The sequence below is a fragment of the Nocardiopsis coralliicola genome (genome assembly GCF_054779695.1).
In genome coordinates, this window is sequence record NZ_BAAGXT010000008.1 from 1 (window position 1) to 25,403 (window position 25,403).

The window sequence follows — 25,403 nt, forward strand, 5'->3', positions numbered from 1 at the left end:
TCATCAAAGGCCCCACCGCCGCGGCCTACCTGCACCGCCTCACCACCGCCATCCAGATCTGCCGCGACATCCTCAACCTCCCCGACCCCCGCCCCGACGCCCACCTCACCCACGACATGAACGGCCTCGACAGCGACGAAGACGACGACCCGTTCAACGAGACCGACGAAGACCAGTTCGACGAGGACGAGGAGGACGCCATGGACGACGACGACACCGCCAACAGCGGCCACGACCACCGCTAACCCCCCAACCACCGCCCGAACCACACCCGCGCCACAGACCGCACTCCGGAAGCGCCCACCCACACACACCCGGCGGAAGAGCACCCGCACGCCCATAGCCACCCCGCAGCCCCCACTGCCGGGCCGCGTGCCAGGCAGGCCACCGCCCCACCCACCAACCGCGCTATCACACACCGCGGCAGCGCACCCGGAACCGCACCACGACCAGCACCACCCGCCGCGCCCCCGGCGCTGCAGCACCACTGCAGACACACCATCGCGAAACGCCCCCACGCCCCCGGTCCCGCCTTCCCCATGCCCGGGACCGGAGCGCCCGCCCCGGATCGGCCCGCACAGCCGGCCGGGGCGGGCCTACTCCGTACCCGCTCCCTCGGCAGCTGCCGCGCCTCCGGCTCCGAAGCGGCGGAGCGTGGCGCGGGCGGCGCGGACGGCCTCGGCCTCCACCGCGTAGGCGCGGGCGGTGTCGCGAATGGCGGTGCTGAAGCTGGAGCGCGGTGCGTCCGCGGGCAAGCGCAGTGCGCCGGCAAGAAGATGCTGGAGTTCCAGCAGCCCGGCCAGCCGCGAGGCGCAGTCACCGTCCGGCAGACCGCCTGACCGGATGGCCCGGGCGTCGATCGTCAGTTCCCACACCAGGTCCGCCAGTGCGGCGCGGCCGTCCGGACCGGACAGCAGCGCGTCCAGGTCGGTGGCCCCCGGAGGGCGGGTGGCGTCACCGGCAGAGTCGTCCACGGGTACCTCCGCAGTCGGGTGAGCGGCCGGGCCGCAGCGCGAAGAACGTACAAGACCGGAGCGCGGCCCGCGCAGGACGATCGCGGCATGGAAACAACGATGGAAGCGGCTGCCGCCGCGGAACCCGTCCGCTTCACCACCAAGATCGCCGTGCTCCTCCGGGACGACCTGGCGGTGTGGCAGCGCCTCAACGTGACCGCATTCCTGGTGAGCGGCCTGGGCGCCCGTGTCCCCGAGGTCGTCGGCGAGACCTACCGCGACGCCGACGGCACGGACTACCTGCCGATGTTCCGCCAGCCGGTGCTGGTGTTCGAAGGCGGTGCGGACACCCTCACCACGGCGCACTCCCGTGCCGTCTCCCGGTCGCTGCCGACCGCCGTCTTCACCGCGGACCTCTTCGCCACCGGCGACGACCGGACCAACCGCGCCGCCGTCGCCGCCGTGCCAAGGGATGGCCTGGACCTGGTAGGCCTCGCGGTCTACGGCCCCAAGAACGGCGTGGACAAGACCGTCAAGGGGGCCCGGATGCACCCGTGACCGGGGTGCGCGCCCGCGCGTAGGCGCCGGGGGCGATACCGAGGATGCGGGCGAAATGTCGGTGCAGGTGTGCCTGGTCGGTGAAGCCCGACTCCGCAGCGGCCTCGCCCGGTGGCGCGCCTTCGGAGATGAGGCGCCGGGCCAGGTCGACCCGGCGGCCGATCAGATACCGGTGCGGCGGTACGCCGAAGCGCCGCCCGAACACGCGCACCAGGTGCGCCGGATGCCGGTCGAGCAGCGCGGCAGCCTCCTCCAGGCTGATGCCGTCGGCGACGCGGGCGTCGAGGAGGTCGCGGAGCCGGCCGGCGGTGTCCGGTGCCTCCGGCCGTGCGGGCCGGCCGCCTGCCCCGGACAGCCGCAGCCTGAGCTGATCGGTGATCAGCGCGAGCCGGCTCTCCGCGTGGAACTCTTCGCCGGTCAGCGCGAACGTGCGGTGCAGCCGGTGGATCCGGTTGCGCAGCACCGGGTCGTCGAACACCGGGCCCGCCTCGGCCCGGCCGACCAGCGTGGAGTCGAAGACGTCCGGAGCAAGGTAGACCACCCGCTTGCGCAGCCCGTCCTCGGTCGCCGGAGTGCCGTTGTGCGGGATGCCCGGCGGCAGCAGGGTCACCGCGCCCCGGGCCGGGCGGTGCTCGTGCCGCCCGAGCTCGTAGCGCACGTTCCCGGCGTCCAGGATGAGCAGCGTCCAGTCCGCATGGGCGTGCATCGGGTAGGCGTGCCGCCGCATACGGGTGTGGAAGACCTCGGTGACCCCCGGCACCTCCGGCCGGAAGACGACCGGGTCCACGTGGCCGTCCATGCCGGTGAGCTTAGGGCGTGTTGGGTGGGCACCTGTCCTGCTGCGCGACGAACGCCATTCACCCAACACGCCCTGGTCCGGACGGCGAGCCGCGCCGTGAGACGGCGGCCGCGGAACCCCGGCGCGGGGGAGCGCCGGCGGGTGTCCGGTGGTCACGGGCCAGGGCTCACGACATACAGACGAGGGCGGCTTCGCCGGCAGACTTCTCGCTCTGTTCCACCCCTCGGAACTGCTGCGCGGCAGAGCAGAAATCCCGCCGGCGAAACCGCTCTGACTTCGACGCCTGACGCCCCGACCTCCGAGACCCACCTCGCGTCCGATGCTGCGGTGCACCTCAGGGACCCTCGACACCGCGGCCACGCGCCCTAGCCTGGAAGAGTGCCACGTGCGACCGTCACCGAGGCCCGCATCGCCGACCACGTCCACCGCATCGGTGAGCTCTATCCGCCGATCGACCTTGCCGCGATCGACTACACGGTCCGCGACCCCGCCGCGCTGCGCGACCGCTACGGCGGGGTGCTGGAGTACCTCTCCCGCGTCGAGCTGGAGGTCGAGCGCAACGTCCTCGAACTCCTGGTGCTGCTGCCCGACGCCGGCCCCACTGACCGCACCTTCTACGCCGACGTCTGGCATCCGCAGGAACTCCACCACGGACTCGCACTCGACCGGCTCCAGCAGGACCTGGGCCTGACCGCGGCGGCGCCGGATCTGGAGGTGTCGGCCGGCATGCGGATCCTCGGCGCGCTGGCGCACCTGCGCCCCGTGCAGGACATCGTGCGGCTGCTCTACTACCTGACCGGCGCCAGCACCGAGCGCCAGGCGGTGCTCGCCTACAACACCCTCAACGCCGGTCTTCTCGACATGGGCGAGCGCGCCATCGCCGACACGCTCATCACACCCATCAAGCGGCAGGAGCCCGGTCATTTCGCGTTCTACCGGATGTCGGCCACGCTCATGATCCAGCACGGCGTGCTCCGCCCCTGGCAGCTCTTCCTGGCCCGGGTGCTGCGCAAGCGCACCTTCGCCCCGGTCGGCGCGCGCAGTCGGGAGCAGTGGGCCGACTACGGCGGCGTGGTCACCGCGCTCGGGATGGACGCGGAAGAGCGTGCCTACGCCGCCGAAGTGGGCCGGGTGGAGGCGCAGCTGCTCTGGGCGCACCACCGCGGGATGGACGTCCCGCCCTACGTTCTCGACGCCCTGCGCGAGAGCGTCGCCCTCTACCGGGCCCGCGGGCGCAGCGGCGGGGCCGGCGCCGGCGGCCGGTGATCGCAGCCAGGCGCTACTGGCCGCGATGACCTGCGCGGACGGCGAGGGCGCGCGTACCGTGGGGTGATGACCGCCCGCTCCTTTGCACCCGAAGCGGAGCCCCGGCCCCGGATCGGCGTCTCCAGCTGCCTGCTCGGCGAGCCGGTCCGCTACAACGGCGGGCACTGCCGCCACCGCTTCCTGTCCGATTCCCTCGATCCGCTGGTGGACTGGGTGCGGATCTGCCCGGAGGACGAGATCGGCCTGGGCGTACCGCGGGAAACCCTCCACCTGGAGCGGGACGACGGTGATCCCGATGGCCCCGCCCGCGTGGTGGGCACGAAGAGCGGCGACGAGCACACCGCCGAGCTGTCCGGTGTCGCCGACGCCCACCGCGCGGAGATCGCCGGCCTGGACGGCTACGTCCTCAAGAACAAGTCGCCCAGCTGCGGGCTGTACGGACTGCCCGTCTTCTCCTCCGACCCCGGTGCCTCCGGCCGCCGGGTCGACGGCAAGGGGCGCGGCGCTTTCGCGCGCCGGCTGGCCGAGCTCTTCCCCGACCTGCCGATGGAGGAGGAGGGGCGCCTCTCCGATGAGGGCCTGCGCGACCACTTCGTGGAGCGCGTCTTCGCTCACGCCCGGGTGCGGGAGCTGTTCGACGGCGCATGGCGGCCGCGCGACCTGGTCGCCTTCCACTCCCGGCACAAGCTCCAGGTCATGGCGCACAGCCCGGAGGCATACCGGGCGCTGGGCCGGATCGTCGCCGACGCCGGCGGCGCGAAGGATCCGGCGGAGCGGGACCGGATCGCCGCCGAGTACCGCACCGGCCTGCACGACGCACTGGCCGCGCGGATCACGCCGGGGCGGCACGAGAACGCACTCCAGCACGCCTTCGGCATGGTCAGCGATCACCTCGACGACTCCCGCCGGCACAGCATCCTCGCCGCGATCGACGCCTACCGGGCCGGGACCGTGCCGCTGACCGTGCCGGTCGAGCTGATCCGGCACCACTGCGCGGCCGAAGGCGTCACCTGGGCCGCCGAGCAGACCTACCTCGCGCCGTTCCCCGCTTCCCTCGGCCTCCGCAATTCCCTGGTCCGCCGCTGAGGAGGCGCCGATCAAGGGCCACTCCTCGGAGCGGCAGCGAAGGCGGCCGGGCTCGCAGGTGGTCGGCCGGGTGCCGGCTGATCAGGGGCCGGGTGGGCGCACGACGACGAGGGCGGCGTTTTTCCGCACTGTCCCGCCGCTGCAGGAGCGCTGTGCAACCAGTGACGGGGCTGTTCGCGGGGCTCGGGCGGCTGAGACCAAAGGCTCCCGCTCCTCGGCACCCGGCACACCGGTGACCAGTGCGTCGAACAAGCCCAAAAGCGGCAGCGACGGCGAGCCTGTGCGGGGCTGCTCGTCCTCGGCGACCCGCAGCAGGGCCTGGCCCTGATGACCGTCGACCGCCTGATGGGCATGCTCGACCAGTCCTCCGACCTCCGGAGCGCCATCCAAGAGCACCGTGCCGCCGGGGAGGGCCCGGCCGAGTAGCCGGCGGCCGCTGGGGTGCGGTGCCGCCGGGGTCCGTGTGGCGAGAGAGGCGGCTGGCAAGGAGAATCGGCGTTTACCCCTCGTCCGGCGCCGCACTGGCGCCGCCTTCCCCAGAGGAGACCGACCGTGACCGAGACCCCCCGCACACAGACCCCGAGCGGAGTGGACACCACCGTCGCCCATTCGGCCCGGGTCTGGAACTACTGGCTGGGCGGGAAGGACAACTATCCCGTCGACCGCGAGGTCGGCGACTACGTGCTCCAGGCCTACCCCGAGATGGTCAGCGCCGCCCGCGCCGACCGGCAGTTCCTGATCAGAGCCGTCACCTATCTCGCGGGTGAGCGCGGCGTCCGCCAGTTCCTGGACGTCGGGACCGGCCTCCCCACGCACAACAACACCCACGAGGTGGCGCACGCCGCGGCTCCGGAGGCCCGGGTGGTGTACGTGGACAACGACCCCATGGTCCTCACGCACGCCCGCGCCCTGCTGACCGGCGAAGGCCTGAGCGCAGTGCACTACGTGGACGCCGACCTCCACCGGCCCGCGGACGTGCTGTCCGCCGCCCGGGAGCACCTGGACTTCTCCGAGCCGATCGCGCTGACCGTGCTCGGCACGATGGGGCACACCGCCGACAACGAGGAGGCCTACGCCGCGGTGCGCACCTACGTGGACGCGCTGCCCTCGGGGAGCTTCCTCGCCCTGTGCGACGGGACGAACACCAGCGAGCCGATGGTCGAGGCCGCCCGCCGCTGGAACGACACCGCCGCCATCCCCTACCACCTGCGCACGCCCACCGAGATCGAGGGCTTCTTCGACGGGCTCGACCTGATGGACCCCGGAGTCGTCTCCGCGCCGTTCTGGCGGCCGGATCCCGCTGAGACCGGCGAGGTTGCCGAGGCCGACCAGTACTGCGGTGTGGCCCGGAAACCCTGACCGGCCCGGCGCAGCGCGGGCCCGCCGGATCCGCGGGCCGGTGCGCGGGCGAGGGCGAAGGCATCCCTCCCGAAGGCCGCCCCCGCCCCGCTGCGGTCACCGCTCCGGCTCCGTGTCCACCGCGACCGGGCTTCCGGCCGGGAGCAGCAGCCTCGGCCAGTACGCCGTGTCGGCGAGCAACTGCCGGTCGTGCGTGGCGAGCACCACGGCCGCCGGAGTCGCCTGCAGCGCCTCGGTGACCTCGTCGACCAGGGCGATCGACAGGTGGTTGGTCGGCTCGTCCAGGAGCAGCACGTGCGGGCGGGCCGCCAGCGCAATGGCGAGGCTGAGCCGGCGCTGCTGGCCCATCGACAGATCGCGCAGCGGCCGCCGGGCGTCCGCCGCCGGCAGCAGCCCGAGCGAGCCGAGCCCCACCGCGTCGGCCTCCTTCAGCGTCCCGGCCGTGACCGCGCGCTGCACGGCCTCCTCGAACACGGTGTGCGCGCGCCGCCCGTCCGCGGTCGGCGCCTCCTGCCGCAGCAGGCGAACCCGCACGCCGGACGGCGTCCGCACCCGGCCCGACGACGGCTCCAGCTGCCCCGCCAGCACGTCGAGCAGCGTCGACTTTCCGGCGCCGTTGCGGCCGGCCACTACGAGCCGGCCGCCCGACCGCAGGTCGAGCGTCACTGCGCTGGAGAGCCGGCCGTCCACCGCCACGCCCTCCGCGGACAGCAGCGTCGTGCCGCGCAGCCTCGGCAGGTCGGGCAGCGCGAACCGCAGCGGTGGCGCCGGCGCGTCCACCGCGTGCTGCTCCAGCTCCTCTCGGCGGCGGTGTACCTGGCGGACCAGCGCCGGGGCGCGCGTCGCCCGCTCGTGCTTCCCCGTGCCCTTCGGCGGCTTCCATCCGCTGACCAGCCGGTTCTGCGCCTGGGACAGGTTGTCGGCGAGCCGCCGGCGCTCCGCCTGCTGGCGGTCGTGCTCGGCCTCCCACCGCGCTAGCTCGGCCCGGCGCCCCTCGACGTAGCCGGCATAGCCGCCGCCGTAGACCTGCGGCAGCCCGTCCCGGCTCTGGTCGAGGTCGAGGATGGCGGTGGCCGCGTCGGACAGCAGCGCCCGGTCGTGGCTGACCAGCACGGTGCCGCCCGCGTGGGCGCGGATCCGCTGGGTCAGGAAGTCCAGCCCGGACGCGTCGAGGTGGTTGGTCGGCTCGTCGAGCAGCAGGAAATCGTGCGCAACCCCGAGCAGGCAGGCGAGCCGCACCCGGTACCGCTGCCCCACGGACAGCGTGTCCAGGCGGCGGCTCCGGTCGGTCTCCGCGCCCAGCGCCGCCAGCGCCACGTCCACCCGGCGGTCGGCGTCCCACGCGTCGAGGGTGGTGGCCGCCTCCAGCGCCGCCGCGTAGGCGGTCGCGGCCCCGGGACGCTCCTCAGCCAGCGCCGCGGACGCCGCGTCGAGCGCGGCCAGCGCGGCGCGCGCGGCGGAGAGTTCGGCGTCCACCGCGTCGCCGACCGTGCGCCCGGCCGCGGCATCCATCTCCTGTTCGGCGACGCCGATGGTGCCGTTGCGGCGCACGTCGCCGGCGTCCGGTGCCAGGCGTCCGGCGAGCACGTGCAGCAGGGTCGACTTGCCGCGGCCGTTCTCGCCGACGACGCCCCAGCGGGACTGCGGGCTCACGGTGATGTCCACGCCGTCGAGGACGGCGCGCCCGCCGCGGTTCACCCGGACTCCGGACGCGGTCAGCTGCGCGCGGCCGCCGGCAGGCAGTACGAGGGTGGGGGTGATGGTCATGGCAGTTCCTCCGCGCGGAGGCGCCCGGACACCGCCGGCCGTGCAGACGCAGCGCACCCATGCCGCTGGACCCCGGCAGAGCGGGGCAGGGAAGGGGCGCAGGAAAAGCTGCAGGATGCGGCTCGGCGGTGCGGCGCGGCTCCGCGGTAACTCGAAGCAGGGGCCCGGACTCGGGCTTGAACACGCCGGGCGCCCGGACGCCCGCACCGCGGCGTCTCAACCGAGACGGCAGCGGAGGTCGCGGCGGAGTCGCGAACGGACTCGACAGCGGCGACGCGGGCCGGGGCGCTAGACCCTGCTCACAGGTACAGGAGTGACTGCATGCCTCCAGTGTAAGGAGCCGGTGCGTCTCAGCGGAAATGCTTTTTCCGTGCCCCCGCGCGCGGCCCAGGGTGGCGCGCATCATGGGCCCGGGCAGTACCGAGGCCGGGGCGCAGTCCCCACCGCCTCGACAGCCGGCCTTCGGGGCAGTCGGGCGAACCTCCCGGTCCGCCGCTCCCGAGCGATGGGCGGTCGGCCAAGTCCACCGGTTCTCCGGCCTCCTCCGGCGCCACGGCAGATGGTTCGGCGGCGCCGGTTCACCCCCTCGCGGGACTGCCGGCGCTGGGGAGAGGGGCCGGTGCTCGCCCTGGACAGCGACGACCAGGGCATGCGCCTCCTGCGCGTTGGCCGGGGCACCGCGAACGGCCCCGGCCGGTGGGGCCGGGGCCGCGCGTGCGCCGGGCCGGCGCCGTCACGCCGCGCGGTTGCGGGCCGCTGCGGCCCAGGCCGGGGCGAGGGTGCGGGCGCCGACCGCGTGCACCGCGACGACCAGGGCCGCCGCCGCGAGCACGATGTCCTTGATGACGTACTGCGCGGCGAGCGTGGGTGCGCCGCCGGGGAACAGATCGCCGGCCATCAGCACCAGCGGCGACATGATGCCGACCAGCGAGCCGGCGAGCACCAGCAGCCCGGTGCGCAGGAACCGCCCGGTCAGCAGCGTGACCCCGATGAAGCACTCGACGGCCGCCGTGACGAGCATGGCCGCCTGCCCGGCGATGAGTCCGAGCGTCAGAGTCTCCAGGGTCGGCACGACGAGCCCCTCGGCCGGGCTGAGCCCGGGTACCGCCTTCAACGCGCCGAACAGCAGGAACACCGCGCCGAGGCTGATCCGCAGCAGCGCCGCCGAATGCCGTGCGGCCCAGCGGACCGCCGGCGCCGCGGCGCGCCCGCCGGCCGCGATACCGCGGTCGACGGCCGCTCCGAGCGGGCCGGAACGGTGCCCGCGGCCGGTGCGCGGGCCGGGAATCCGCTCGGGGGCCAGGGGAGCCGGGCCTGCGGGGCGGATGTCGGGGAGAGTCGGGGACTGGGCGAACCGGGTGCGGGTGATCATGGCTGCTCCTTCGGGTCGGTGCGACGCCGTCAGATTCGCTCGCCGTGCCGGTCGCGCACGTCCTCCCGCGGGCGGCTCCGCGGCTACTCCCCGGGGCCTCGGGGGCGCCCCCGACCGGCCTCTCGCCCTGCGCACCCGTTTCAGCGCCCGGTGTTGCCGCAGGCTGCCCGCTACGTCCGCGGACCGCCCGGCAGCGCGCTCCCCGCGCCAAGCCGCTGCCCGGCCGCCCCGGAACCAGGGGCGACCCCGGGGCGACCCCGGGGCGCCCCCCAGGGAGCGGAACGCTCCCCTGGCCACCCGGGGCTCGCCGGACGCTCACCGACCGCCGGCGGCCCACCGGCCGCGGCACGCGTTCCCCGTCAGCGAGTCAGGGCGCCGGCACAGCCGCGCCGGTGCCCGGCGCCCACGTGCTTCGGGGGCGGTGTCCGGCCGGTCCGGCGGGCCGCCACCGTCGGGGCCGGCGTCGCGCGGGCCGGCCGGCGCAGGTGGGGGAGGGGCGCTGTTCGCGGTGGAGTCAGGCCAGTCGGTCCCGCAGCCAGTCGCGGCTGCGGGTGAGGTAGGAGCGGGCGACCTCGGTTTCGGCCGCCCAGGCGTCGAAGCCGTGCGGTGCGCCGGGGACGATGTCGAGGGTGCAGTCGACCTCGGCCTGGGCCAAGCGCTCCGCGAAGCGCTCGCCCTCGGCGAGGAACAGGTCGACATCGCCCACGCCGATCCACGTCGGCGGCAGCCCCGAGAGGTCCTCGGTCCGGGCCGGGACGGCGTAGGGCGGCATGCCGGCGCCGCCCGGCTCGCGTCCCAGGTAGGACCGCCAGCCCACCCGGTTCAGCCGGTTGTTCCACACCCGGTGCCCGCGCTCGGGGACGGCCGGGTCGACGGCGGTCCGGTCGTCGAGCATCGGGCTGTGCAGCTGGAGTGCCCGCGGAGCCGCCCCCGCGTCGCGCAGCCGCAGCGCGAGCGACGCGGCCAGCCCGCCGCCGGCGCTCTGCCCCGCGAGCCCGACCCGATCGGGGTCGACGCCCCACTCCTCGGCGCCCGCCCGGAACCACTCCCAGACGCCCAGGCAGTCTTCCAGCGGCGCGGGGAACGGGTACTCCGGCGCAAGCCGGTACGACGGAGCGACGACCACCGCGCCGAGCTCGCGGGCGATCCCCGCGCACCGGGCGTCGTCCTGCGACGCCTGCCCGATCACATACCCGCCGCCGTGGATCCAGAGGAGCCCGGCGCCCGACACGCCCTGCTCCGGCCGGTGGATCCGGACACCGACCCCCGCGGCCTCGGTGTCCTCGACCCGGACACCGGGCTCCGGCACCGGGCGGTCGAACCGGCGCTGGGCCCACCGCAGCGCCCGCCGGAGCGGTGCGAACTGCACGGGCGGCTCCGGTACCCGGTGCACCGCGTTCCGCAGCTCGGGATGGACGTCCACCGTCCGCACCTCCTCGCTACGACCTCCGCGCCCGGCCACCCGGGTCACCTCCCGTCATTCCCGCAAAACGGACACACGTCGCATTGCAGATCATCGACACATCCCACGTCCCCCCTTGGACGCTAACAACAAAGTGCGACACAAGTGACCGCTCCGGCAGGGGTGATGCCCCCGATCCCGCAGGAAGGGACAGACGTCTCAAGTGCGCGTATCTGGACATCGCCCCCGGAAGCACGCCACTATTCGTCCCTGTGGAAGCGAGCGAAGGGGCCGGGCCCAAGAGGGGGCGGCGAGCTCAGCGGCCGGACCCCGGAAGCGGGGCGGCCGCCGCCTTCGCGTGCGCCCTCCTCGAACTGAAGGAAGCGGCGGGCGACCCCTCCTACCGCAGCATGCGCGAGGTGCACGGCGCTGCGGCATCGCCCTCGGCGCTGTCCGCGGCCGCCCGCGGCATCCACGTTCCCAGCTGGGAGGTGGCCTGGGAGTACGCGCGCTCACTGGCGGTGGAGGTGCTCGACCGCGACGAGGGCGAGGCCCGCTCCTACTGGCGCCAGCGGTGGGAGCGCGCCCGCGACGCCGAGCGGCGCGAAACCGCCGCGGCCCGCGCAGGCGCACCTCCGGAACCCGCCGCGGACGCAGCCGCCGCTGTCCCGGCCGGAACCGCCGGCGGGCAGGCGCCGCCGCCGGGCCCGCCGACCGACGCGGCCCCCCGTTCCGCCGCCGGCGCCAGCGGCGGCCCGGCAGCCGCCAGGCCACTCCTGCACGGGGTGCGCGGCGCGGCCGCCCTGGTGGGCGCGGTGCTGCTCGGCTGCGCCCTGACGCTGTACGCGGTGCAGACCTTCGGCGGCGCTCCGTTCGGCGAACAGCGGGCCGGGGCGTTCACAGCCCCGGAAGACACCCCGCCCCTGCCCGGGGACGAGTCCCGCCTCGACGCCGACGTCACCTACCCGGACGGCACCGAGGTCGCCGCGGACAGCCACTTCACCAAGACGTGGCGGCTGGCCAACACCGGGTCGGTGCCCTGGCGCGACCGCGCCCTCCAGCGCCTGCCCCCGCTGGGCGGGGTGGACACCTGCGCCACCGAGGAGCGCGTCCCGATCCCGGACACCGAGCCCGGCACCGCCGTCGACATCAGCGTCGAGGTGCGCGCGCCCTCCGAACCGACCCGGTGCAAGGTCTACTGGCGCATGGTCGACCACCAGGGCCGCCTCTTCTTCCCGAAGAACACCGGCATCTTCTTCGACGTGTCCGTCGTGAAGAAGGACTGATCCGGCGCGCGTGCCCCGGGAGCCGCCGCGCCGCGGCAGCGCCGTGCATCCCCTGCGCCGGCGCGCTCGGGCCGCTGCGCTGCCGCCGCACCGTGCCAGCGTGGGCCGCCTGCCGGGGATGCTGCACAAGATCTGCACATTCTGCACGGTTCTCTCTGCCGGTCAGAGCCTAAAGTCGGTTCCGGTGCGGGTCCCCCGCCGCACCGGGCGCACCGGCCGGCCCGGCGCGACCAAGCCCCCTGTCGGACGCCCGCGTTAACGTCGGCGACCGAGCAGGCACGAGTCGGTGCCGACGGAGGACGGACCGTCGGCGCCGACCGCCTCTGCCGCCCGCCCTCGGAGGTCTCCGCCGGGGCAGCCGAGGGCGGGCACTTCCCGCCGTTCAGCGTCCGCGCGCGAGCGGACCGATACGGGGCCCGGGACGCCCGGGGCCGGTATGCGTACAGTCGCCCCATGGAATTCGGCGTGCTCTCGCTTGCTCCCCCGGTGATCGCCATCGTGCTGGCCATCGCGACCCGGACGGTCATCCCCGCGCTGTTCGCCGGCGTGTGGCTCGGCGCCACGATGCTGAACGGATGGAACCCGGCACTCGGCCTCTACGCCGCGTTCGGTGACTTCGTGATCCCCAGCGTCGGCGACCCGTGGAGCGCGACCGTCCTCATCTACTGCGGGATGTTCGGCGTGCTCATCGCATTCCTGCAGCGCACCGGCGGCGCTCAGGCGCTGGCCGCGTCGATCTCGAAGCGGGTGCGCACCCCGACCGGCGCGCAGGGCTCCACGCTGCTGCTCGGCCTGGCGATCTTTTTCGAGGACTACTTCAACGCGCTCACCGTCGGCTCGGTGATGCGCTCGGTCTCGGACCGGATGCTCGTCGCCCGGGAGAAGCTCGCCTACATCGTCGACTCGACGTCGGCCCCCATCTGCCTGCTGGCGCCGGTGTCGACGTGGGTGGTGTTCGTGATGGGCCTGATCGGCACCCAGCTGACGGCACTCGACCTCGGCGGCTCGCCCTACGCCGTCTACCTGAGCACCATCCCGTTCAACTTCTACGCGATCCTCGCCCTGGCGCTGGTCGCCGTCACCGTCTTCACCCGCATCGAGTACGGCCCGATGGCCGCCGCGATGCACCGTGCGCGCACCACCGGAGCGCTGCAGCGGGAAGGGGCGAAGCCGCCCACCGGGCAGGAGATCACCGGTGTGGAGCCCGCGGAGGGCACCCGGCTCCGGGTGAGCGCGCTGCTGGTGCCGGTCGCGGTGCTGCTCGCGCTGATCCCGGTCCTGTTCCTGTGGACCGGCGGCTATCCGGAGGTCGGCGTGGTCGCCGCGGTCGGCGAGTCGGAGGGCGCGCTGTCCATCCTCATCGCGTCGTTCTGCGCCGGCGCGGTGGCCCTGGCCATGGGGCTGGCGCGGCGCCAGTTCTCCTTCGGTGAGGCGATGGACCTGGTGGTGACCGGCGTGAAGGGCATGGCGCCGGTCTACGTGATCCTCGCGCTCGCCTGGTCGATCGGGTCGGTGTCGGAGGAGATCGGCACCGCGGCCTACCTCGTCGAGCTCGCCCAGGCGGGGGTCTGGCCCGCGGCGATCCCGGCGCTGCTGTTCGCGGCCGGGTGCCTCGTGGCGTTCACCACCGGCACCTCCTACGGCACCTTCGCCATCATGGTCCCGATCGCCATGCCGCTCGGCGCCGCCCTCGACCTGCCGATGGCGATCGTCATCGCGGCGGTCTTCTCCGGCGGCATCTTCGGCGACCACTGCTCGCCCATCTCCGACACTTCGATCCTGTCCTCGACCGGTGCCTCCTGCGACCACATGGACCACGTCAACACCCAGATCCCCTACGCGGTGACGGCCGCGGTCGCCGGACTGTCCGCCTTCGCCGTGGCCGGACCCACCGGTTCCGCGGTGGCCGGACTCCTCACCGGCGCCGCCGTTCTGGGTGCTGCCGCCCTGCTCCTGCACCGCTTCTGGGGCCGCACCCCCGATCCGGAGGAGCCCTCCACCGAGCCGGCCGCTGCGCCGGCCCCCTGACCGGGCCGGCCGGGCACCGGCCGCCGCACCCCCGCTGACCAGGGACCCGCCGCACCGGGTCAGGTAAGGCGAGCCTTATCCTGGGCGCGTGCTGAGAGGAGAGGCGGAGAGCGCGGCCACTGCGGCCAGTGCGGGCGGTGCGGCCGACGGAGCCGGTGTGCCCGCTGCGCCCGTTGCGCCCGGCGCCGCGGACGCCGACACGCGCCGGCTTCCCTCCTACGCCGCCGGCGAGGTCGAGGTGGCCTATGTGCTGCTCGGCCGCGAGGAGCTGATCGCCCGCGACACCTACTGGGCCGAGCACTCCCACCCGACGCACGAGCTGCTGTGGAACCGGCGCGGAGCCTCCACGGCCCGGGTGGGCAACCGCGTCTGGGCCATCACCCCGGCGGCCGGCCTGTGGATCCCGGCCGGCACGCCGCACTCGGGCCGCACGCCCGCCGGAACCTGGCACTGTGCCGCGCAGCTGTCCATCCACGCCGCGCCGTCGATCGCCGACGGCCCCACCGCCGTCGAGATGACACCGCTGCTGCGGCTGCTCCTCGACCGGTTGGACGAGGGCGGCCTGTCCGCGGAATCGCGGGCCAAGACCGAGGCGCTCGTGCTCGACGTCCTCGCGCCCGCCGAGCACCCGGTGCTGGTGCAGAGCCCCGAGGCGCCGCTGCTGGCGCCGATCGTGGCCGCAGCGGCCGCCGATCCGGCCGACTCCACCACGCTGGAGGGCTGGTCGGCGCGGCTCGGCGTCAGCGCCCGCACCATCACCCGCACCTTCCGGGCCGAGACCGGCCTCGGCTTCAGCCGGTGGCTGCTCACGCTGCGGGTGCAGCAGGCCATCGCGCTGCTGGCGCGGGGCGACGAGGTCGAGCAGGTCGCGGCGCACGTCGGCTACCACTCGGCGAGCGCCTTCGGTGCTGCGTTCCGCAGGGTCACCGGGACGAGCCCGGCCCGCTTCCGCGCGCAGTAGGCAGCCGCAGCACCGCCCCAGGCGGCTGCCGGGCGCCCGGTGCCCGCGCCCGGCCCGTGTCCGTTTCGCGTACGCGAATGTCGTTTTCGCGCGATTGCGAACCCTCCCGGTCCGGTCTAGCTTTGGTTAGGCAAACCTAATCCTCTCGCGAGTGCCGGGTTCCCCTCGGCGCGCAGTGCCCCCCGCACCACCGCGCTGCCGACCGGCGCAGCCCGCGAGAGCCGTCCCCGGTCCCTCGCGGAACCGGGCCCCGGGTGCGGCGCTGCCGCGAATTGGAAGGAAACCATGCCCCGCCTCTCACGGATCGCCGCCGCCTCCACGGCCGTGCTGTCCGCCGCCGCACTGGCCTCCTGCGCCCCCTCCTCCGGCGGGGAGGACGGCGCCGCCTCCGGCGACTGGAGCCCCGTCACGATCGAGCACGCCCTCGGCTCCACCACCATCGAGAGCAAGCCGGAACGGGTCGCCACGGTCAACTGGGCCAACCACGAGGTGCCGCTGGCGCTCGGCGTCGTGCCGGTGGGCATGGCCGCCGCCAACTTCGGCGACGAGGACGGCGACGGCCTGCTGCCCTGGGACGCCGAGCGGCTCGAGGAGCTCGACGCCGAGGCCCCGGTGCTGTTCGACGAGACCGACGGCATCGACTTCGAGGCCGTGGCCGACACCCAGCCCGACGTCATCCTGGCCGCCTACTCCGGCCTCACCCAGGAGGACTACGACACGCTGAGCGAGATCGCGCCGGTCGTCGCCTACCCGGAGACCGCCTGGGGCACCCCGTGGCGGGAGATGATCGAGCTCAACAGCAGCGCCATCGGCATGGCGGACGAGGGCGCGGAGCTCATCGCCGAGCTGGAGAAGTCGATCGAGGAGGGCGCCGCCGAGCACCCCAAGCTGCAGGAGGTGTCGGCCATGTTCCTCACCCACGTCGACACCACCGACCTCAGCGAGGTCAGCTACTACACCACGCATGACACCCGCACGATGTTCTTCTCCGACATCGGGATGAAGACGCCGAAGAGCGTCGCCGAGGCGTCCGCCGAGACCGACGAGTTCTCGCTGACGCACAGCGCCGAGCGCGCCGACACCTTCGACGACGTCGACGTCATCGTCACCTACGGCGGCGACGAGATCGTCGAGGCCCTGGAGGAGGACCCGCTCCTGTCGCAGATGCCGGCCGTGGAGAACGGCGCCGTCGTCAACCTCCCCGGCGAGAGCGAGATCGGCACCGCCGCCAACCCGACGCCGCTCGGCATCCCCTACGTGCTCACGGACTACCTGGACCTCCTCGGCGAGGCTGCGGACACCGCGTGACCGCGACGTGCACTGCCGGACCGGGCGGCGCTCCCGCGCCGTCCGGTGCCCCGGCCCCCTGCCCCGCGCCCCCGGCCGCCTTCCGGCGCCCGGGGCGCGGGCATGCCGCCGCTCCCGCCGCCGCGCGCCCGGGCCTCCGCGGAGCGGCCGCCGGACGCCCCGCGGTGCCGCTGCGGAGTGCGGGCCCCGGCAGCAGCGAGACCGCTGATCCCGCGCCGGCGGGTGGAGATCCGGAGTTCTGAGTGAGTACACCAGGGGCCGATGCGGCCCGGACGGACGTATCGGCAGAGGGGCCCGCCGGCGGTGCCGGGGCGGGAGCAGCCGTGCAGGCCCCCGGTGCGGAGCCGGACGCCGCTGCCAGCGCGCCGGCCCAGCGCCCCAAGCGCGGGCGGTTCCTCTGGCTGATCGTGCTGGTGGCCGCCCTGCTCGGACTGATGGCGGCGTCGGTGGCGGTCGGGTCGCGGTCGGTCGGACTGGGCGACATCGCGGCCGCGTTCGGCGGGTCCACCGAGGGCTTCGGGGCCGCCGCGGTGGCCCAGCGCATTCCGCGCACGCTGCTCGCCGTACTGGTCGGAGGCGCTCTCGGGATCGCCGGCGCGGTGATGCAGGGGGTCACCCGCAACCCGCTGGCCGACCCCGGCATCCTCGGCGTCAACACGGGCGCCGCCCTCGCCGTCGTCTCCGGCATCGCGTTCTTCGGCCTGACCACCGCCACCAGCTACGTGTGGGCGGCGATCGCCGGTGCCGGAGTCACCGCCGTCTTCGTCTACCTGGTCGGCACGCTCGGCCCGCGCGGCTCCACCCCGCTCAACCTCGCCCTGGCCGGCGCGGCCACCTCTGCGGCGCTCGCCTGCCTGGTGGGCGCGGTCGTGCTGGTGCGCGCCGACATCACCGACTCGGCCCGGTCCTGGCAGATCGGCGGTGTCGGCGGCGGCACATTCGCCATGATCAGCGAGGTGCTGCCGTTCCTCGCGGTCGGCTTCGCCGTCTGCCTGCTGTCGGCGCGCGGCCTCAACCTGCTCGCCCTCGGCGACGAGCTCGCCGCCGGGCTCGGCCAGCGCGTCGCGCTCGCCCGGGCCACCGCCGCCCTCGGCGCGGTCGTCCTCTGCGGCGGTGCCACCGCCGCCACCGGCCCCATCGCCTTCGTCGGCCTCGTGGTGCCGCACGTGTGCCGCCTGCTCGGCGGCCCCGACCACCGGTGGCTGCTGCCGTTCTCGGCCCTGGGCGGTGCCGCGCTGCTCACCGCCGCCGACATCGCCGGCCGCGTCGTGGCCCGGCCCGGCGAGATCGACGTGGGCATCCTCACGGCGGTCCTCGGCGCCCCGTTCTTCATCGCCATCGTCCGACGTCAGAAGGTCCGCGCCCTGTGAGCACCAGCACCATCGAGGCCGTGGTCCGCGGCCGGCGGCGACGCACGCGCCGGCGGACCGCAGTGATGGCCGCCCTCACCGCCCTCATCGCGGCGGGGTTCGCCACCGCGCTCATGGCCGGCAACACCTTCTACCCGCCCGGCGACGTGCTGGGCGTCATCCTCGGCCAGGACGTGCCCGGCGCCTCGTTCACCGTCGGCCGGCTCCGGCTGCCCCGGGCCGTGCTCGCGGTGGTCGCCGGGCTCTGCTTCGGCATCGCCGGCATCACCTTCCAGACCCTGCTCCGCAACCCGCTGGCCAGCCCGGACATCATCGGCATCAGCGCCGGCGCGGGGACCGCGGCGACCTTCGCCATCGTGGTGCTCTCGCTCAGCGGCCCTGCCGTCTCGCTGGTCGCGATCGCCGGCGGGCTGACCGTGGCCATCGCGATGTACCTGCTCTCCTACAAGGGCGGCGCGGCGGGCACCCGGCTGATCCTCGTCGGGATCGCCATCGCCGCGATGCTGGACAGCGTCACCAACCACATCCTCAACGGGGCCGGCCAGTGGGGGCTGCAGGAGGCGATGCGCTGGCTCAACGGCAGCCTCAACGGCGCCTCCTGGGAGCAGGTGCTGCCGGCCGCGGCGGCCCTGGTGCTCATCGCGCCGTTCCTGCTGGCGCGCTCGCGCGACCTGGACCAGTTCGGCATGGGCGACGACGCGGCGGCCGCGCTCGGCGTCCGTGTCGAGCGCACCCGGCTGGCCGCGATCCTCGGCGCGGTCGGGCTGATCGCGTTCGCGACGTCGGCCGCCGGGCCGATCTCGTTCGTGGCGTTCCTGTCCGGGCCGATCGCGGCGCGGCTGGTCGGCCGCGGCAGCTCGCTGCTGATCCCGGCCGCCCTGGTCGGGGCGGTGCTGGTGCTCGCCGGCGACCTCGCCGGGCAGTTCCTGCTCGGCGCCCGCTACCCGGTGGGCATCGTGACCGGTGTGCTCGGCGCCCCCTACCTCGTCTACCTCATCGTCCGCTCCACCCGCGCGGGAGGCTCGCTGTGACCGCGGCGCATTCGCTCCTGGCCGACGGCCTGACTGTCGGCTACCAGGACCGCAACGTCATCCAATCGCTCGACCTGGCCGTACCGCCGGGCCGGATCACCGCCATCGTCGGCGCCAACGCCTGCGGCAAGTCGACCCTGCTGCGGTCGATGGCCCGGCTGCTGGCGCCGCGCGGCGGCCGCGTGCTGCTGGACGGCCGCGAAGTCCACCGGATGGCGCCCAAGGAGCTGGCCCGGACCCTCGGCCTGCTGCCCCAGTCGCCGACCGCGCCGGAGGGCATCGCAGTGGCCGACCTGGTCGGCCGCGGCCGCCATCCGCACCAGCGGGTGCTGTCCCGGTGGAGCAGGGAGGACGACGCCGCCGTCGCCGAGGCGCTGGACGCGACGCGGCTGAACGGCCTGGAGGACCGGCCGGTCGACGAGCTCTCCGGCGGGCAGCGGCAGCGCGTCTGGATCGCGATGGCACTGGCCCAGCAGACCGAGCTGCTGCTGCTGGACGAGCCCACCACCTTCCTCGACGTCAACCACCAGGTCGAGGTGCTCGACCTGCTCACCGACCTCAACCGGTCGCGGGGCACCACCGTCGTGCTGGTCCTGCACGACCTCAACCTCGCCGCGCGCTACGCCGACCACCTGGTCGCACTCGCCGACGGCCGCCTGCACGCCGCCGGCACCCCGGAGGAGGTCCTCACCCCGGCGACGGTGGAGGCGGTGTTCGGCATCCGCAGCACCACCATCACCGACCCGGTCTCCGGCAAGCCCCTGATGCTTCCGATCGGCCGCCACCACACGCTTCCCGAGGCGGACCGGGCGGCGGGCATGCCGGGCAGCTGAGCGCGGGACCGGCCGCAGCCTTCCCGGGGTGCAGGGCGGTCCTATTCTGGGGCGGTGAGCCCCGATATCCCCCCGAACGGCGCAGATGAGCAGAGCGGTTCCGCGGTCCGCCCGCGTCCGCGCCGCGCCCTGCGCGCCGCCGCGGCGGTGTTCGCGGCCGTGGCGGCCGCCCATCTCGCCGGGCACCTGCTCGGACTGGCCGGCTGGGACCGCCCGACGCAGGTCCTCCTCATGCCCGCGCTGGCGCTGTGCGTGCTGGCCGCCACCCGGGCCCCGCGGCCGCGGACCGTGCGCCTCCTGCTCGCCGCGCTGGCATTCTCCTGGCTCGGCGACACGCTGCCCGGACTCGCCGCCGAGGACACCGCGTTCCTGCTGATGGTGGGCGGCTTCCTGGTGGCCCAGGCCGTGTACCTGGCGGTGTTCCTGCCGCACCGCGGGGCGAGCGTGCTGCACCGGCACCGCTGGGCACTGGCGCCCTACGCGGGCTTCGTGGCGCTGCTGGTGTGGCTGTGCGCGCCGCACGCCGGCGGCCTCCTGGTGCCGGTCCTGCTCTACGGGCTGCTGCTGGGCGCCATGGCGGTGCTCGCCACCGGCCTGGGGCCCTGGACGGCGGCCGGCGGAGCGCTCTTCCTCGTCTCCGACGCGCTGATCGCGCTGGGCGCCTTCGTGCCCGGCTTCACGCTGCCCTCCAGCGGCTTCTGGGTGATGGCGACCTACATCGCGGCCCAAACCCTGATCGCCGCCGGCCTGCTCGCGCGGGCCGGCGCACTGCAGCTGCCCGGCGGATCGGCGCCCGCGCCCGCCGCGCCCGCTGCACCGGAGAAGTAGCGCAGCGGGGGCGGCAGCCAGGGCCGCGGCGGGGGAGCGGCGCGGAACCGTCAGAGCTGCTGCACGATGACCGGGTCGGTGATCGCCGCGTCGTCGGCCAGCAGCAGCGCCTTGCTGAGGATCAGGGACAGCGCCGGGTCGCCCTGGAAGGGCAGCGGAAGGCCGTGCGGCGCGGCGGCGGCGCTGTCCGGCACGATGCACAGGTGCCGCGCGCCCGCACCGATCAGCACGTTGCCCGACCCCAGATGGATCCGGTACTCGTGCAGCGCGCCGCGGACGTGCACGAACCGCCCGTCGATCCGGCAGCGGTCCCCGGCGGCGAGCAGCGGCAGCAGCCGCTCCAGGACATCCCGCCGGGTCTCCGCTGTCTCCGTCAGCGGCCCGAACGCCGCCGCCTCCCAGTACGCGCGGAGCTGGCCGCCCGGCCCGCCGTCCTCCCACAGCGGGTCCGCTCCGACGCCCGCGACGCCGACGAACAGGTCGACGTCGCGCAGGATCTCGCTGAGCACCCGGGCCGGCACCGACTCCAGCGGTACGGGCTCCACCCGGTGCCCCCCGTGCGGGCCGAAGCGGCTGCCGGGCTCGTCGCCGATGAGGTTCTGCGGCGCACCGGCCGGATAGAAGCGCACCTGGTCGGCGGCGAGCAGCCAGTAGGGCTCCGCGCCCGACTCCGACTCCTCGCCGTCGTCTCCGCGTACCCAGTACTCCGCGCGGAGCCCGTGCTCCGGCAGCTCCCGCACCGCCGGGGGATAGAACGTGTGGTGGTGGTTGATGCGCAGTTGGGCGTCGTTCCAACCGCGCTCGGCCGCCAGCGAGCGGAACATGCGCTGGCGCAGGAAGTGCCCGGCGAACCGGTTGGAGTAGGTCCCGCTGCTCCGCTCCGCGTCGGTGAGCAGGTACACCTCGCGGTGCGCCTGCTTGAAGGGCTGTACGGTCCCGGACTCCTCCACCGCCCTGCGCCAGGCGCGCGCCTCCTCGGCGGAGCCGTCCAGCGGGTGCCAGAGCTGCACGGTGCCCCGCACTTCCACCGGGTCCCCGGAGAGACCGCGCAGGGCGCCGTCCCGGTACAGGGCCGCGGTGCCGCCGACCGTCCAGATCAGCCGGCGGGCCACCGCGCCGGCGACCGGGTGGTCGAGGTAGTGGGCCCGCCAGTCAGGGGCGTCCCACTCCCGCGGCTCGGGGTAGGAGCGGTCCAGGGACCGGGCGATGGAGGTGACGGCGCCGGTGATGTCCTTCACCCGGCCCTTGAGCTCGGCCAGCTTCTCGGCGTGCTCGCGGCGGACGGCGGCCGGCACCGACTTCACCGGTGTGCCCTGGTCGTTGAACCAGCGCAACGCGGTCTTTCCGGCCTCGACCGACAGCTCGGCGCGGGCGCCGCCGAAGTGCTCCACCGCGTGTCCCACGCTGGTGAGCCCGTAGACCGGCAGCGCCAGCTCTGCGGCCTGCTCGCGGGTGATCCCCAGCTCGGCGGCGCGGGCGTCCAGCGCAGCGTCCAGCAGCTTGCGGGTCGGGGTGTAGGTGGTCCGGCCGGCCAGCCGCACGACCTCGGCGAACGCCGCCTCGCCGGGCAGCGCGGCCAGCGCCTTCGCGCAGGCGTTGCCGAGCGGCGGCAGGCCGGGGCCCACGCCGGGGGACTTGCGCAGCGACCGCTCCAGCAGCGCGGCGATGGCGCGCACGGTCGCCGCGTCCTCGGGCAGGAGCGACAGCAGCCAGACCACGCCGCGCGCCGCGTGCGTGTTGTACGGGTCGTGGTACGTGTCGGAAGTCGGCACCCGGACCAGGGCAAGCCACTCCAGCGCCGCCGCGCGGAACTCCTCCGCGCCGTGCTCGCTGAGCCCGTCGAGCAGTTCCTGCCCCGCGGCGGTCCAGCGCGCGGCCGGGCGGGACGCGGTGGCCGTCGAGGCATGCCGGAGCAGGCCGTCCCACTCCGGGTGCGCCGCCAGGTCGGCGAGCGCCCGGTCCGCCCACGGCTGGCCGGCGTTGAGCGGAGGCCAGCCGCCCGTGCCGAGCTTGACCACCGCGCGCAGTTCGCGCGCGCGGAACGGGTTTGCGCTGCGATCGTCCCGGCGCAGCGCGTCGGCCAGCGGCTGGGGGATGTCCCGGCCGGCCTTGAGCTCCACCCACGCCAGCTCCAGGCAGCCGACCCGCGGGCCGATACTGTCCGGGTCGAACCGGAGGCGCTCCTGGCGCTGCTCGGCGAGGCGGTCGTCGGCGCGGTTCAGGGCCATCGTCAGCCGCGCGTGCAGGTGGACCGCGCGCTTCTGCCGCCGCGCGGAGCCGGTCGGGGAGTAGGTTTCGGCGCAGACGTCGGCGACCTCCGCCTGCACCTTCTTCGGCAGCCCGGTGATCAACTCGGCCAGGTACTCCACTGCCTGGCGGTCGCCCAGGACCGCCTCGACCGCAGGAGCCGCGTCGCCGATCGCAGCGGCGGCCTCCAGGAGCTCGACGACCGCCTCTTCGCCGAGCGGCTGCAGCGGGCGCGACCACAGCGCCGCCCGCGCCCACAGGGCTGCTTCGCGCTGCTCTCCGGGCGCCGCTGCGGCGTACAGCTGCGCAGCGCGCGCATCGAGCTCGGTCCGGAGCCCGTCGGGCAGTTCGGCGAGGCGGTTGCTGATGTCGTCCGTGGACGGGCGCTCGCCGATGACATCCAGGACCCGGTCCTCCGGGAGCGCGGCGAGCAGGTCCCGCGCCGCCTGCGCCGAGGCCGAAGCGGCCACGATCCCCTGCCCCGGCCCCAGCACCGTCGCCAGCCAGACCATCCTTTCGCGGGGCTCTTGGTCGTCGGCCGCTTCGAGCATGCGCGGCAGGGTGTTCTCGGCGAGCCGGCGGCGGAACTCGCGGTCGAGGGTGCGCAGCCGGTCCGCGTTCCGGGCGATGCCGGGGGAGTCCAGTGCGGTCTGGCAGACCGCGCGCATTTTCTGCGGTCCGTCCGGCCCGATGTCCCTCGCTGCCAGCAGAGCTGCGGTTTCGAACCCGTCGCCGTCGTGCAGGTCGACCTGGCGCGCCAGCAGCGACGCGTGCAGGTGCAGAATGCGCCGCCGCTCCGGGCCCGGAGCGGATTCCCGGTAGAGCACGAGGGCGTGGGCCGCCATCCGGCCGCGCACCTCGTCCGGTAGCAGGACCAGCCGCCGGGCGGTTGCGGCGAAGTCCGCCGCACTGAGCACGGCGGCGCACGCCGCGGCGGCGTCGGCGTGCTCGACGGCGGGCGGCAGCGCCGGCGTGAACGCGAAGAACTCCGGGGAGCCGGGAGCGGCGGAGGAGGCGGCTCCGGGGGTGGAGGCAGGGGGCATGGGGTTGGGTTCCCTCTTCTGTATTCCGTGTTGTCAGGGCGGCCGGGCCGGCAGCGGAGCCGCCGCCGGCGCAGGCGTCACCCGCCCGCGAGGGGCACCAGGGCGAGGAAGGTGATCTCCGCGCCGGCAGCGAGGTCGATCTCCTCATCGAGTTCGGTGGCCTGCCGCTCGCCCACGAGCACCAGGAGGCCGTTGCGCTCGAAGGCGCGGCAGGCGGCTGCGACGCGCTGCTCCGCGTCGCCGGCGGCGGCCGGGCCGCCCGGCCCGGGGGAGGGCGCAGCCGGTGCGGCGGGAGGCGCGGTGCAGTCCGGACCGGGGTGCCGGGGGGCCGCGTGCAGGACCCGCTGCCGGATCACTGCGCGGACGGTGGTCCGCTCCGAGGGAAAGCTGAGCTCCACGGCGGGGCCGGGCGCTCCCGTGGTCGCCGCGTCCCGGATGACCGCAATGCCGCGCTGGATCGGTTCTGTCACGCCGCGACTCTAAGGCCGCCCGCCGACACCTCCGCCCGCCCGCTGCGCCGAGCCGCCGCCCGGTGCAGGGGGCGCAGCGCAGGCCGGGTCTGCCGGGCAAGCACGGCGGCCGTTCCGAACCCCCGGAGGCGGCGGGCGTAGGGTCGGCCGTGTCTGCCCCACTTTCGTCCCCAGGGAGCCGCCATGCGCTTCGACGCGCGGCACACAGCCGTCCTCGCCCTGCACTGGCAGGTCAACGTGGTCGACGAGGAGGGCTACTTCGGCCCGATGCTGGGCCCGGCCGTGCAGCGCAGCGGTGTGCGCGAGCGGGCCGCGCAGCTCCACCGCGCGGCGCAGGACGCGGGGGTGCCGGTCTACTTCACGCGGTTCGTCCTCCCCGAGGACGGCGGCCTGATGGCGGCCAACACCCCGATGATGCAGGCCGTGGCCGGCAGCGCCGCCCAGTTCCGCCCGGATGCCCCGGGCTCGGAGCTGGTCGAGGAGGCGCGGGCGCTTGCAGCCCCGGACCGCGTCATCGACAACCAGAAGCTGTCCGGGCTCGCCGGCAGCGCCCTCGCCGAGCGGCTGACCGCCGGCGGGATCGACACGCTCCTCATCACCGGCGTCGCCACCAACCTTACATTCGAGCAGACCGCGCGGCACGCCAGCGACCTCGGCTTCACGGTCCACCCCGTCGCCGACTGCACCACCGCGCAGGAGGAACCGGTCCACCGGGCATCCCTGGCCAACCTCGCCCTCACCACCGCGGGCCCGGTCACCGCAGCGGACGCCGGAGCGGGGCTGGCCGCCGGCGCCGCCTGACCGGAGCCCGGTGCGCCCGGATGTTCCTTGGTATTCCGCGCGAGGAAAGCTTGCGTGGGGGCGGGAGATATTCAGTGGTGGGGAGGGTTGAGTACGCTGGGGGCGCGGCAGGATTCGAGGTGCCAGGGCGGCGGATGAGCGGGACGCCCTTCGGGCGGGCTGCGCGGGCCGGCCGTGCTGGGCGCAGAGCCCGGCGGCGGCAGTGCCATCCGCTCACAGTGCCCGGTGCACCGTGCCGTGGGCCGTGAACCATAGAGGATGCAGTGAGTCCAGACCCACACGACATCGACCGCAAGCTCGACGACGAGGACTACCCCGCCTACAGCATGGGGCGCGCCGCCGAGCTCCTGGGCACCACGCCCGGGTTCCTGCGCAGCCTGGACCGGACGAAGGTGATCACGCCGCTGCGCTCCTCCGGGGGCCACCGCCGCTACTCCCGCTACCAGCTGCGCATCGCGGCCCGGGTCCGCGAACTCGTCGACGGCGGAACACCGCTCGATGCCGCATGCCGCATCATCATCCTGGAAGACCAGCTTGAAGAGGCCCAGCGCATCAACGCCGAGATGCGCGCCGAACGCGACCGCTGAGTTCCGCCGCGGCCGTCCGGCCCGGCGCGGAGTCCGGCGGCAGTGACC

22 protein-coding genes are annotated in these 25,403 nt (G+C 74.7%); 15 read left to right on the top strand and 7 right to left on the bottom strand.

The genetic code is table 11. From position 1 onward, the window contains the following. A partial coding sequence (locus ACYVGT_RS08220) for a hypothetical protein (RefSeq protein ID WP_460855853.1) occupies positions 1 to 245 on the top strand: 245 nt, incomplete at its 5' end. A gap of 351 nt (positions 246 to 596) precedes the next feature. Here ACYVGT_RS08220 and ACYVGT_RS08225 read toward each other — a convergent pair. Then, positions 597 to 974 (bottom strand): hypothetical protein, encoded by a 378-nt coding sequence (locus ACYVGT_RS08225; RefSeq protein ID WP_460855854.1) that lies wholly within the window; start codon positions 972 to 974, stop codon positions 597 to 599. Between the two features lie 87 nt (positions 975 to 1,061). Here ACYVGT_RS08225 and ACYVGT_RS08230 point away from each other — a divergent pair, with 87 nt between their 5' ends. Next, entirely contained in the window at positions 1,062 to 1,511 is a 450-nt protein-coding gene (locus ACYVGT_RS08230) for a DUF2000 family protein (RefSeq protein WP_460855855.1), read from the top strand. Here the strand turns inward: ACYVGT_RS08230 and ACYVGT_RS08235 are convergent. Next, positions 1,486 to 2,310, bottom strand: a complete 825-nt coding sequence (locus tag ACYVGT_RS08235; RefSeq protein ID WP_460855856.1) for a helix-turn-helix domain-containing protein — start codon at positions 2,308 to 2,310, stop codon at positions 1,486 to 1,488. The two genes, ACYVGT_RS08230 and ACYVGT_RS08235, sit on opposite strands and share 26 nt — an antisense overlap. Positions 2,311 to 2,688: 378 nt before the next feature. Between ACYVGT_RS08235 and ACYVGT_RS08240 the strand changes: the two genes are divergently transcribed. The 3 genes from ACYVGT_RS08240 (at position 2,689) to ACYVGT_RS08250 (ending at position 6,021) form a co-directional block, all read left to right on the top strand. Further along, entirely contained in the window at positions 2,689 to 3,576 is an 888-nt protein-coding gene (locus tag ACYVGT_RS08240; protein ID WP_460855857.1) for a GTP-binding protein LepA, read from the top strand. Between the two features lie 66 nt (positions 3,577 to 3,642). Then, the gene (locus ACYVGT_RS08245; protein WP_460855858.1) at positions 3,643 to 4,662 is read left to right on the top strand and encodes a YbgA family protein; all 1,020 of its coding nucleotides are present in this window, start codon (positions 3,643 to 3,645) and stop codon (positions 4,660 to 4,662) included. Between the two features lie 552 nt (positions 4,663 to 5,214). After that, entirely contained in the window at positions 5,215 to 6,021 is an 807-nt protein-coding gene (locus ACYVGT_RS08250) for an SAM-dependent methyltransferase (RefSeq protein WP_460855859.1), read from the top strand. A 96-nt stretch (positions 6,022 to 6,117) separates the two neighbouring features. Here ACYVGT_RS08250 and ACYVGT_RS08255 read toward each other — a convergent pair whose 3' ends face one another. From ACYVGT_RS08255 to ACYVGT_RS08265, 3 genes are all read right to left on the bottom strand, one after another. Further along, entirely contained in the window at positions 6,118 to 7,788 is a 1,671-nt protein-coding gene (locus tag ACYVGT_RS08255; protein ID WP_460855860.1) for an ABC-F family ATP-binding cassette domain-containing protein, read from the bottom strand. Positions 7,789 to 8,521: 733 nt separating this feature from the next. Beyond that, positions 8,522 to 9,160: a hypothetical protein gene (locus ACYVGT_RS08260; RefSeq protein WP_460855861.1), complete on the bottom strand. Its 639-nt coding sequence runs from the start codon at positions 9,158 to 9,160 to the stop codon at positions 8,522 to 8,524. A gap of 514 nt (positions 9,161 to 9,674) precedes the next feature. After that, positions 9,675 to 10,583, bottom strand: coding sequence for an alpha/beta hydrolase (locus ACYVGT_RS08265; RefSeq protein ID WP_460855862.1), 909 nt, complete (start codon positions 10,581 to 10,583; stop codon positions 9,675 to 9,677). A gap of 251 nt (positions 10,584 to 10,834) precedes the next feature. Between ACYVGT_RS08265 and ACYVGT_RS08270 the strand changes: the two genes are divergently transcribed. From ACYVGT_RS08270 to ACYVGT_RS08305, 8 genes are all read left to right on the top strand, one after another. Then, positions 10,835 to 11,848 carry an NBR1-Ig-like domain-containing protein gene (locus ACYVGT_RS08270; RefSeq protein ID WP_460855863.1) on the top strand — a complete coding sequence of 338 codons (1,014 nt, stop codon included), beginning with the start codon at positions 10,835 to 10,837 and terminating at the stop codon, positions 11,846 to 11,848. 453 nt (positions 11,849 to 12,301) lie between these two features. Then, positions 12,302 to 13,876 carry a Na+/H+ antiporter NhaC family protein gene (locus tag ACYVGT_RS08275; RefSeq protein ID WP_460855864.1) on the top strand — a complete coding sequence of 525 codons (1,575 nt, stop codon included), beginning with the start codon at positions 12,302 to 12,304 and terminating at the stop codon, positions 13,874 to 13,876. Positions 13,877 to 14,033: 157 nt separating this feature from the next. After that, positions 14,034 to 14,837: an AraC family transcriptional regulator gene (locus ACYVGT_RS08280; protein WP_460856001.1), complete on the top strand. Its 804-nt coding sequence runs from the start codon at positions 14,034 to 14,036 to the stop codon at positions 14,835 to 14,837. A 285-nt stretch (positions 14,838 to 15,122) separates the two neighbouring features. Then, entirely contained in the window at positions 15,123 to 16,145 is a 1,023-nt protein-coding gene (locus tag ACYVGT_RS08285; RefSeq protein ID WP_460855865.1) for an iron-siderophore ABC transporter substrate-binding protein, read from the top strand. A 323-nt stretch (positions 16,146 to 16,468) separates the two neighbouring features. Then, entirely contained in the window at positions 16,469 to 17,515 is a 1,047-nt protein-coding gene (locus tag ACYVGT_RS08290) for a FecCD family ABC transporter permease (protein WP_460855866.1), read from the top strand. Continuing rightward, positions 17,512 to 18,546, top strand: a complete 1,035-nt coding sequence (locus ACYVGT_RS08295; RefSeq protein ID WP_460855867.1) for a FecCD family ABC transporter permease — start codon at positions 17,512 to 17,514, stop codon at positions 18,544 to 18,546. The genes ACYVGT_RS08290 and ACYVGT_RS08295 overlap by 4 nt, the downstream gene beginning before the upstream one ends. Beyond that, the gene (locus tag ACYVGT_RS08300) at positions 18,543 to 19,379 is read left to right on the top strand and encodes an ABC transporter ATP-binding protein (RefSeq protein WP_460855868.1); all 837 of its coding nucleotides are present in this window, start codon (positions 18,543 to 18,545) and stop codon (positions 19,377 to 19,379) included. The genes ACYVGT_RS08295 and ACYVGT_RS08300 overlap by 4 nt, the downstream gene beginning before the upstream one ends. Before the next feature lie 54 nt (positions 19,380 to 19,433). Continuing rightward, positions 19,434 to 20,207 (top strand): lysoplasmalogenase, encoded by a 774-nt coding sequence (locus ACYVGT_RS08305; RefSeq protein WP_460855869.1) that lies wholly within the window; start codon positions 19,434 to 19,436, stop codon positions 20,205 to 20,207. A gap of 50 nt (positions 20,208 to 20,257) precedes the next feature. On the opposite strand, the gene ACYVGT_RS08310 is transcribed toward ACYVGT_RS08305, so the two are convergent. Further along, positions 20,258 to 23,497, bottom strand: coding sequence for a DUF4132 domain-containing protein (locus tag ACYVGT_RS08310; protein WP_460855871.1), 3,240 nt, complete (start codon positions 23,495 to 23,497; stop codon positions 20,258 to 20,260). Positions 23,498 to 23,574: 77 nt separating this feature from the next. Further along, complete coding sequence (locus tag ACYVGT_RS08315; protein ID WP_460855872.1) at positions 23,575 to 23,967, bottom strand: hypothetical protein; 393 nt, start codon at positions 23,965 to 23,967, stop codon at positions 23,575 to 23,577. A gap of 183 nt (positions 23,968 to 24,150) precedes the next feature. Here ACYVGT_RS08315 and ACYVGT_RS08320 point away from each other — a divergent pair, with 183 nt between their 5' ends. Both ACYVGT_RS08320 and ACYVGT_RS08325 read left to right on the top strand, forming a co-directional pair. Further along, complete coding sequence (locus ACYVGT_RS08320) at positions 24,151 to 24,768, top strand: cysteine hydrolase family protein (protein WP_460855874.1); 618 nt, start codon at positions 24,151 to 24,153, stop codon at positions 24,766 to 24,768. Positions 24,769 to 25,031: 263 nt separating this feature from the next. Continuing rightward, entirely contained in the window at positions 25,032 to 25,355 is a 324-nt protein-coding gene (locus tag ACYVGT_RS08325; protein ID WP_460855875.1) for a MerR family transcriptional regulator, read from the top strand. Positions 25,356 to 25,403: the final 48 nt, after the last annotated feature.

What these genes read in the sequence shown, in the direction of transcription:
- ACYVGT_RS08230 (WP_460855855.1), top strand. Translation starts at nt 1,062, where the DNA reads ATGGAAACAACGATGGAAGCGGCTGCCGCCGCGGAACCCGTCCGCTTC.
- ACYVGT_RS08235 (WP_460855856.1), bottom strand. Translation starts at nt 2,310, where the DNA reads ATGGACGGCCACGTGGACCCGGTCGTCTTCCGGCCGGAGGTGCCGGGG.
- ACYVGT_RS08245 (WP_460855858.1), top strand. Translation starts at nt 3,643, where the DNA reads ATGACCGCCCGCTCCTTTGCACCCGAAGCGGAGCCCCGGCCCCGGATC.
- ACYVGT_RS08255 (WP_460855860.1), bottom strand. Translation starts at nt 7,788, where the DNA reads ATGACCATCACCCCCACCCTCGTACTGCCTGCCGGCGGCCGCGCGCAG.
- ACYVGT_RS08260 (WP_460855861.1), bottom strand. Translation starts at nt 9,160, where the DNA reads ATGATCACCCGCACCCGGTTCGCCCAGTCCCCGACTCTCCCCGACATC.
- ACYVGT_RS08275 (WP_460855864.1), top strand. Translation starts at nt 12,302, where the DNA reads ATGGAATTCGGCGTGCTCTCGCTTGCTCCCCCGGTGATCGCCATCGTG.
- ACYVGT_RS08285 (WP_460855865.1), top strand. Translation starts at nt 15,123, where the DNA reads ATGCCCCGCCTCTCACGGATCGCCGCCGCCTCCACGGCCGTGCTGTCC.
- ACYVGT_RS08310 (WP_460855871.1), bottom strand. Translation starts at nt 23,497, where the DNA reads ATGCCCCCTGCCTCCACCCCCGGAGCCGCCTCCTCCGCCGCTCCCGGC.
- ACYVGT_RS08320 (WP_460855874.1), top strand. Translation starts at nt 24,151, where the DNA reads ATGCGCTTCGACGCGCGGCACACAGCCGTCCTCGCCCTGCACTGGCAG.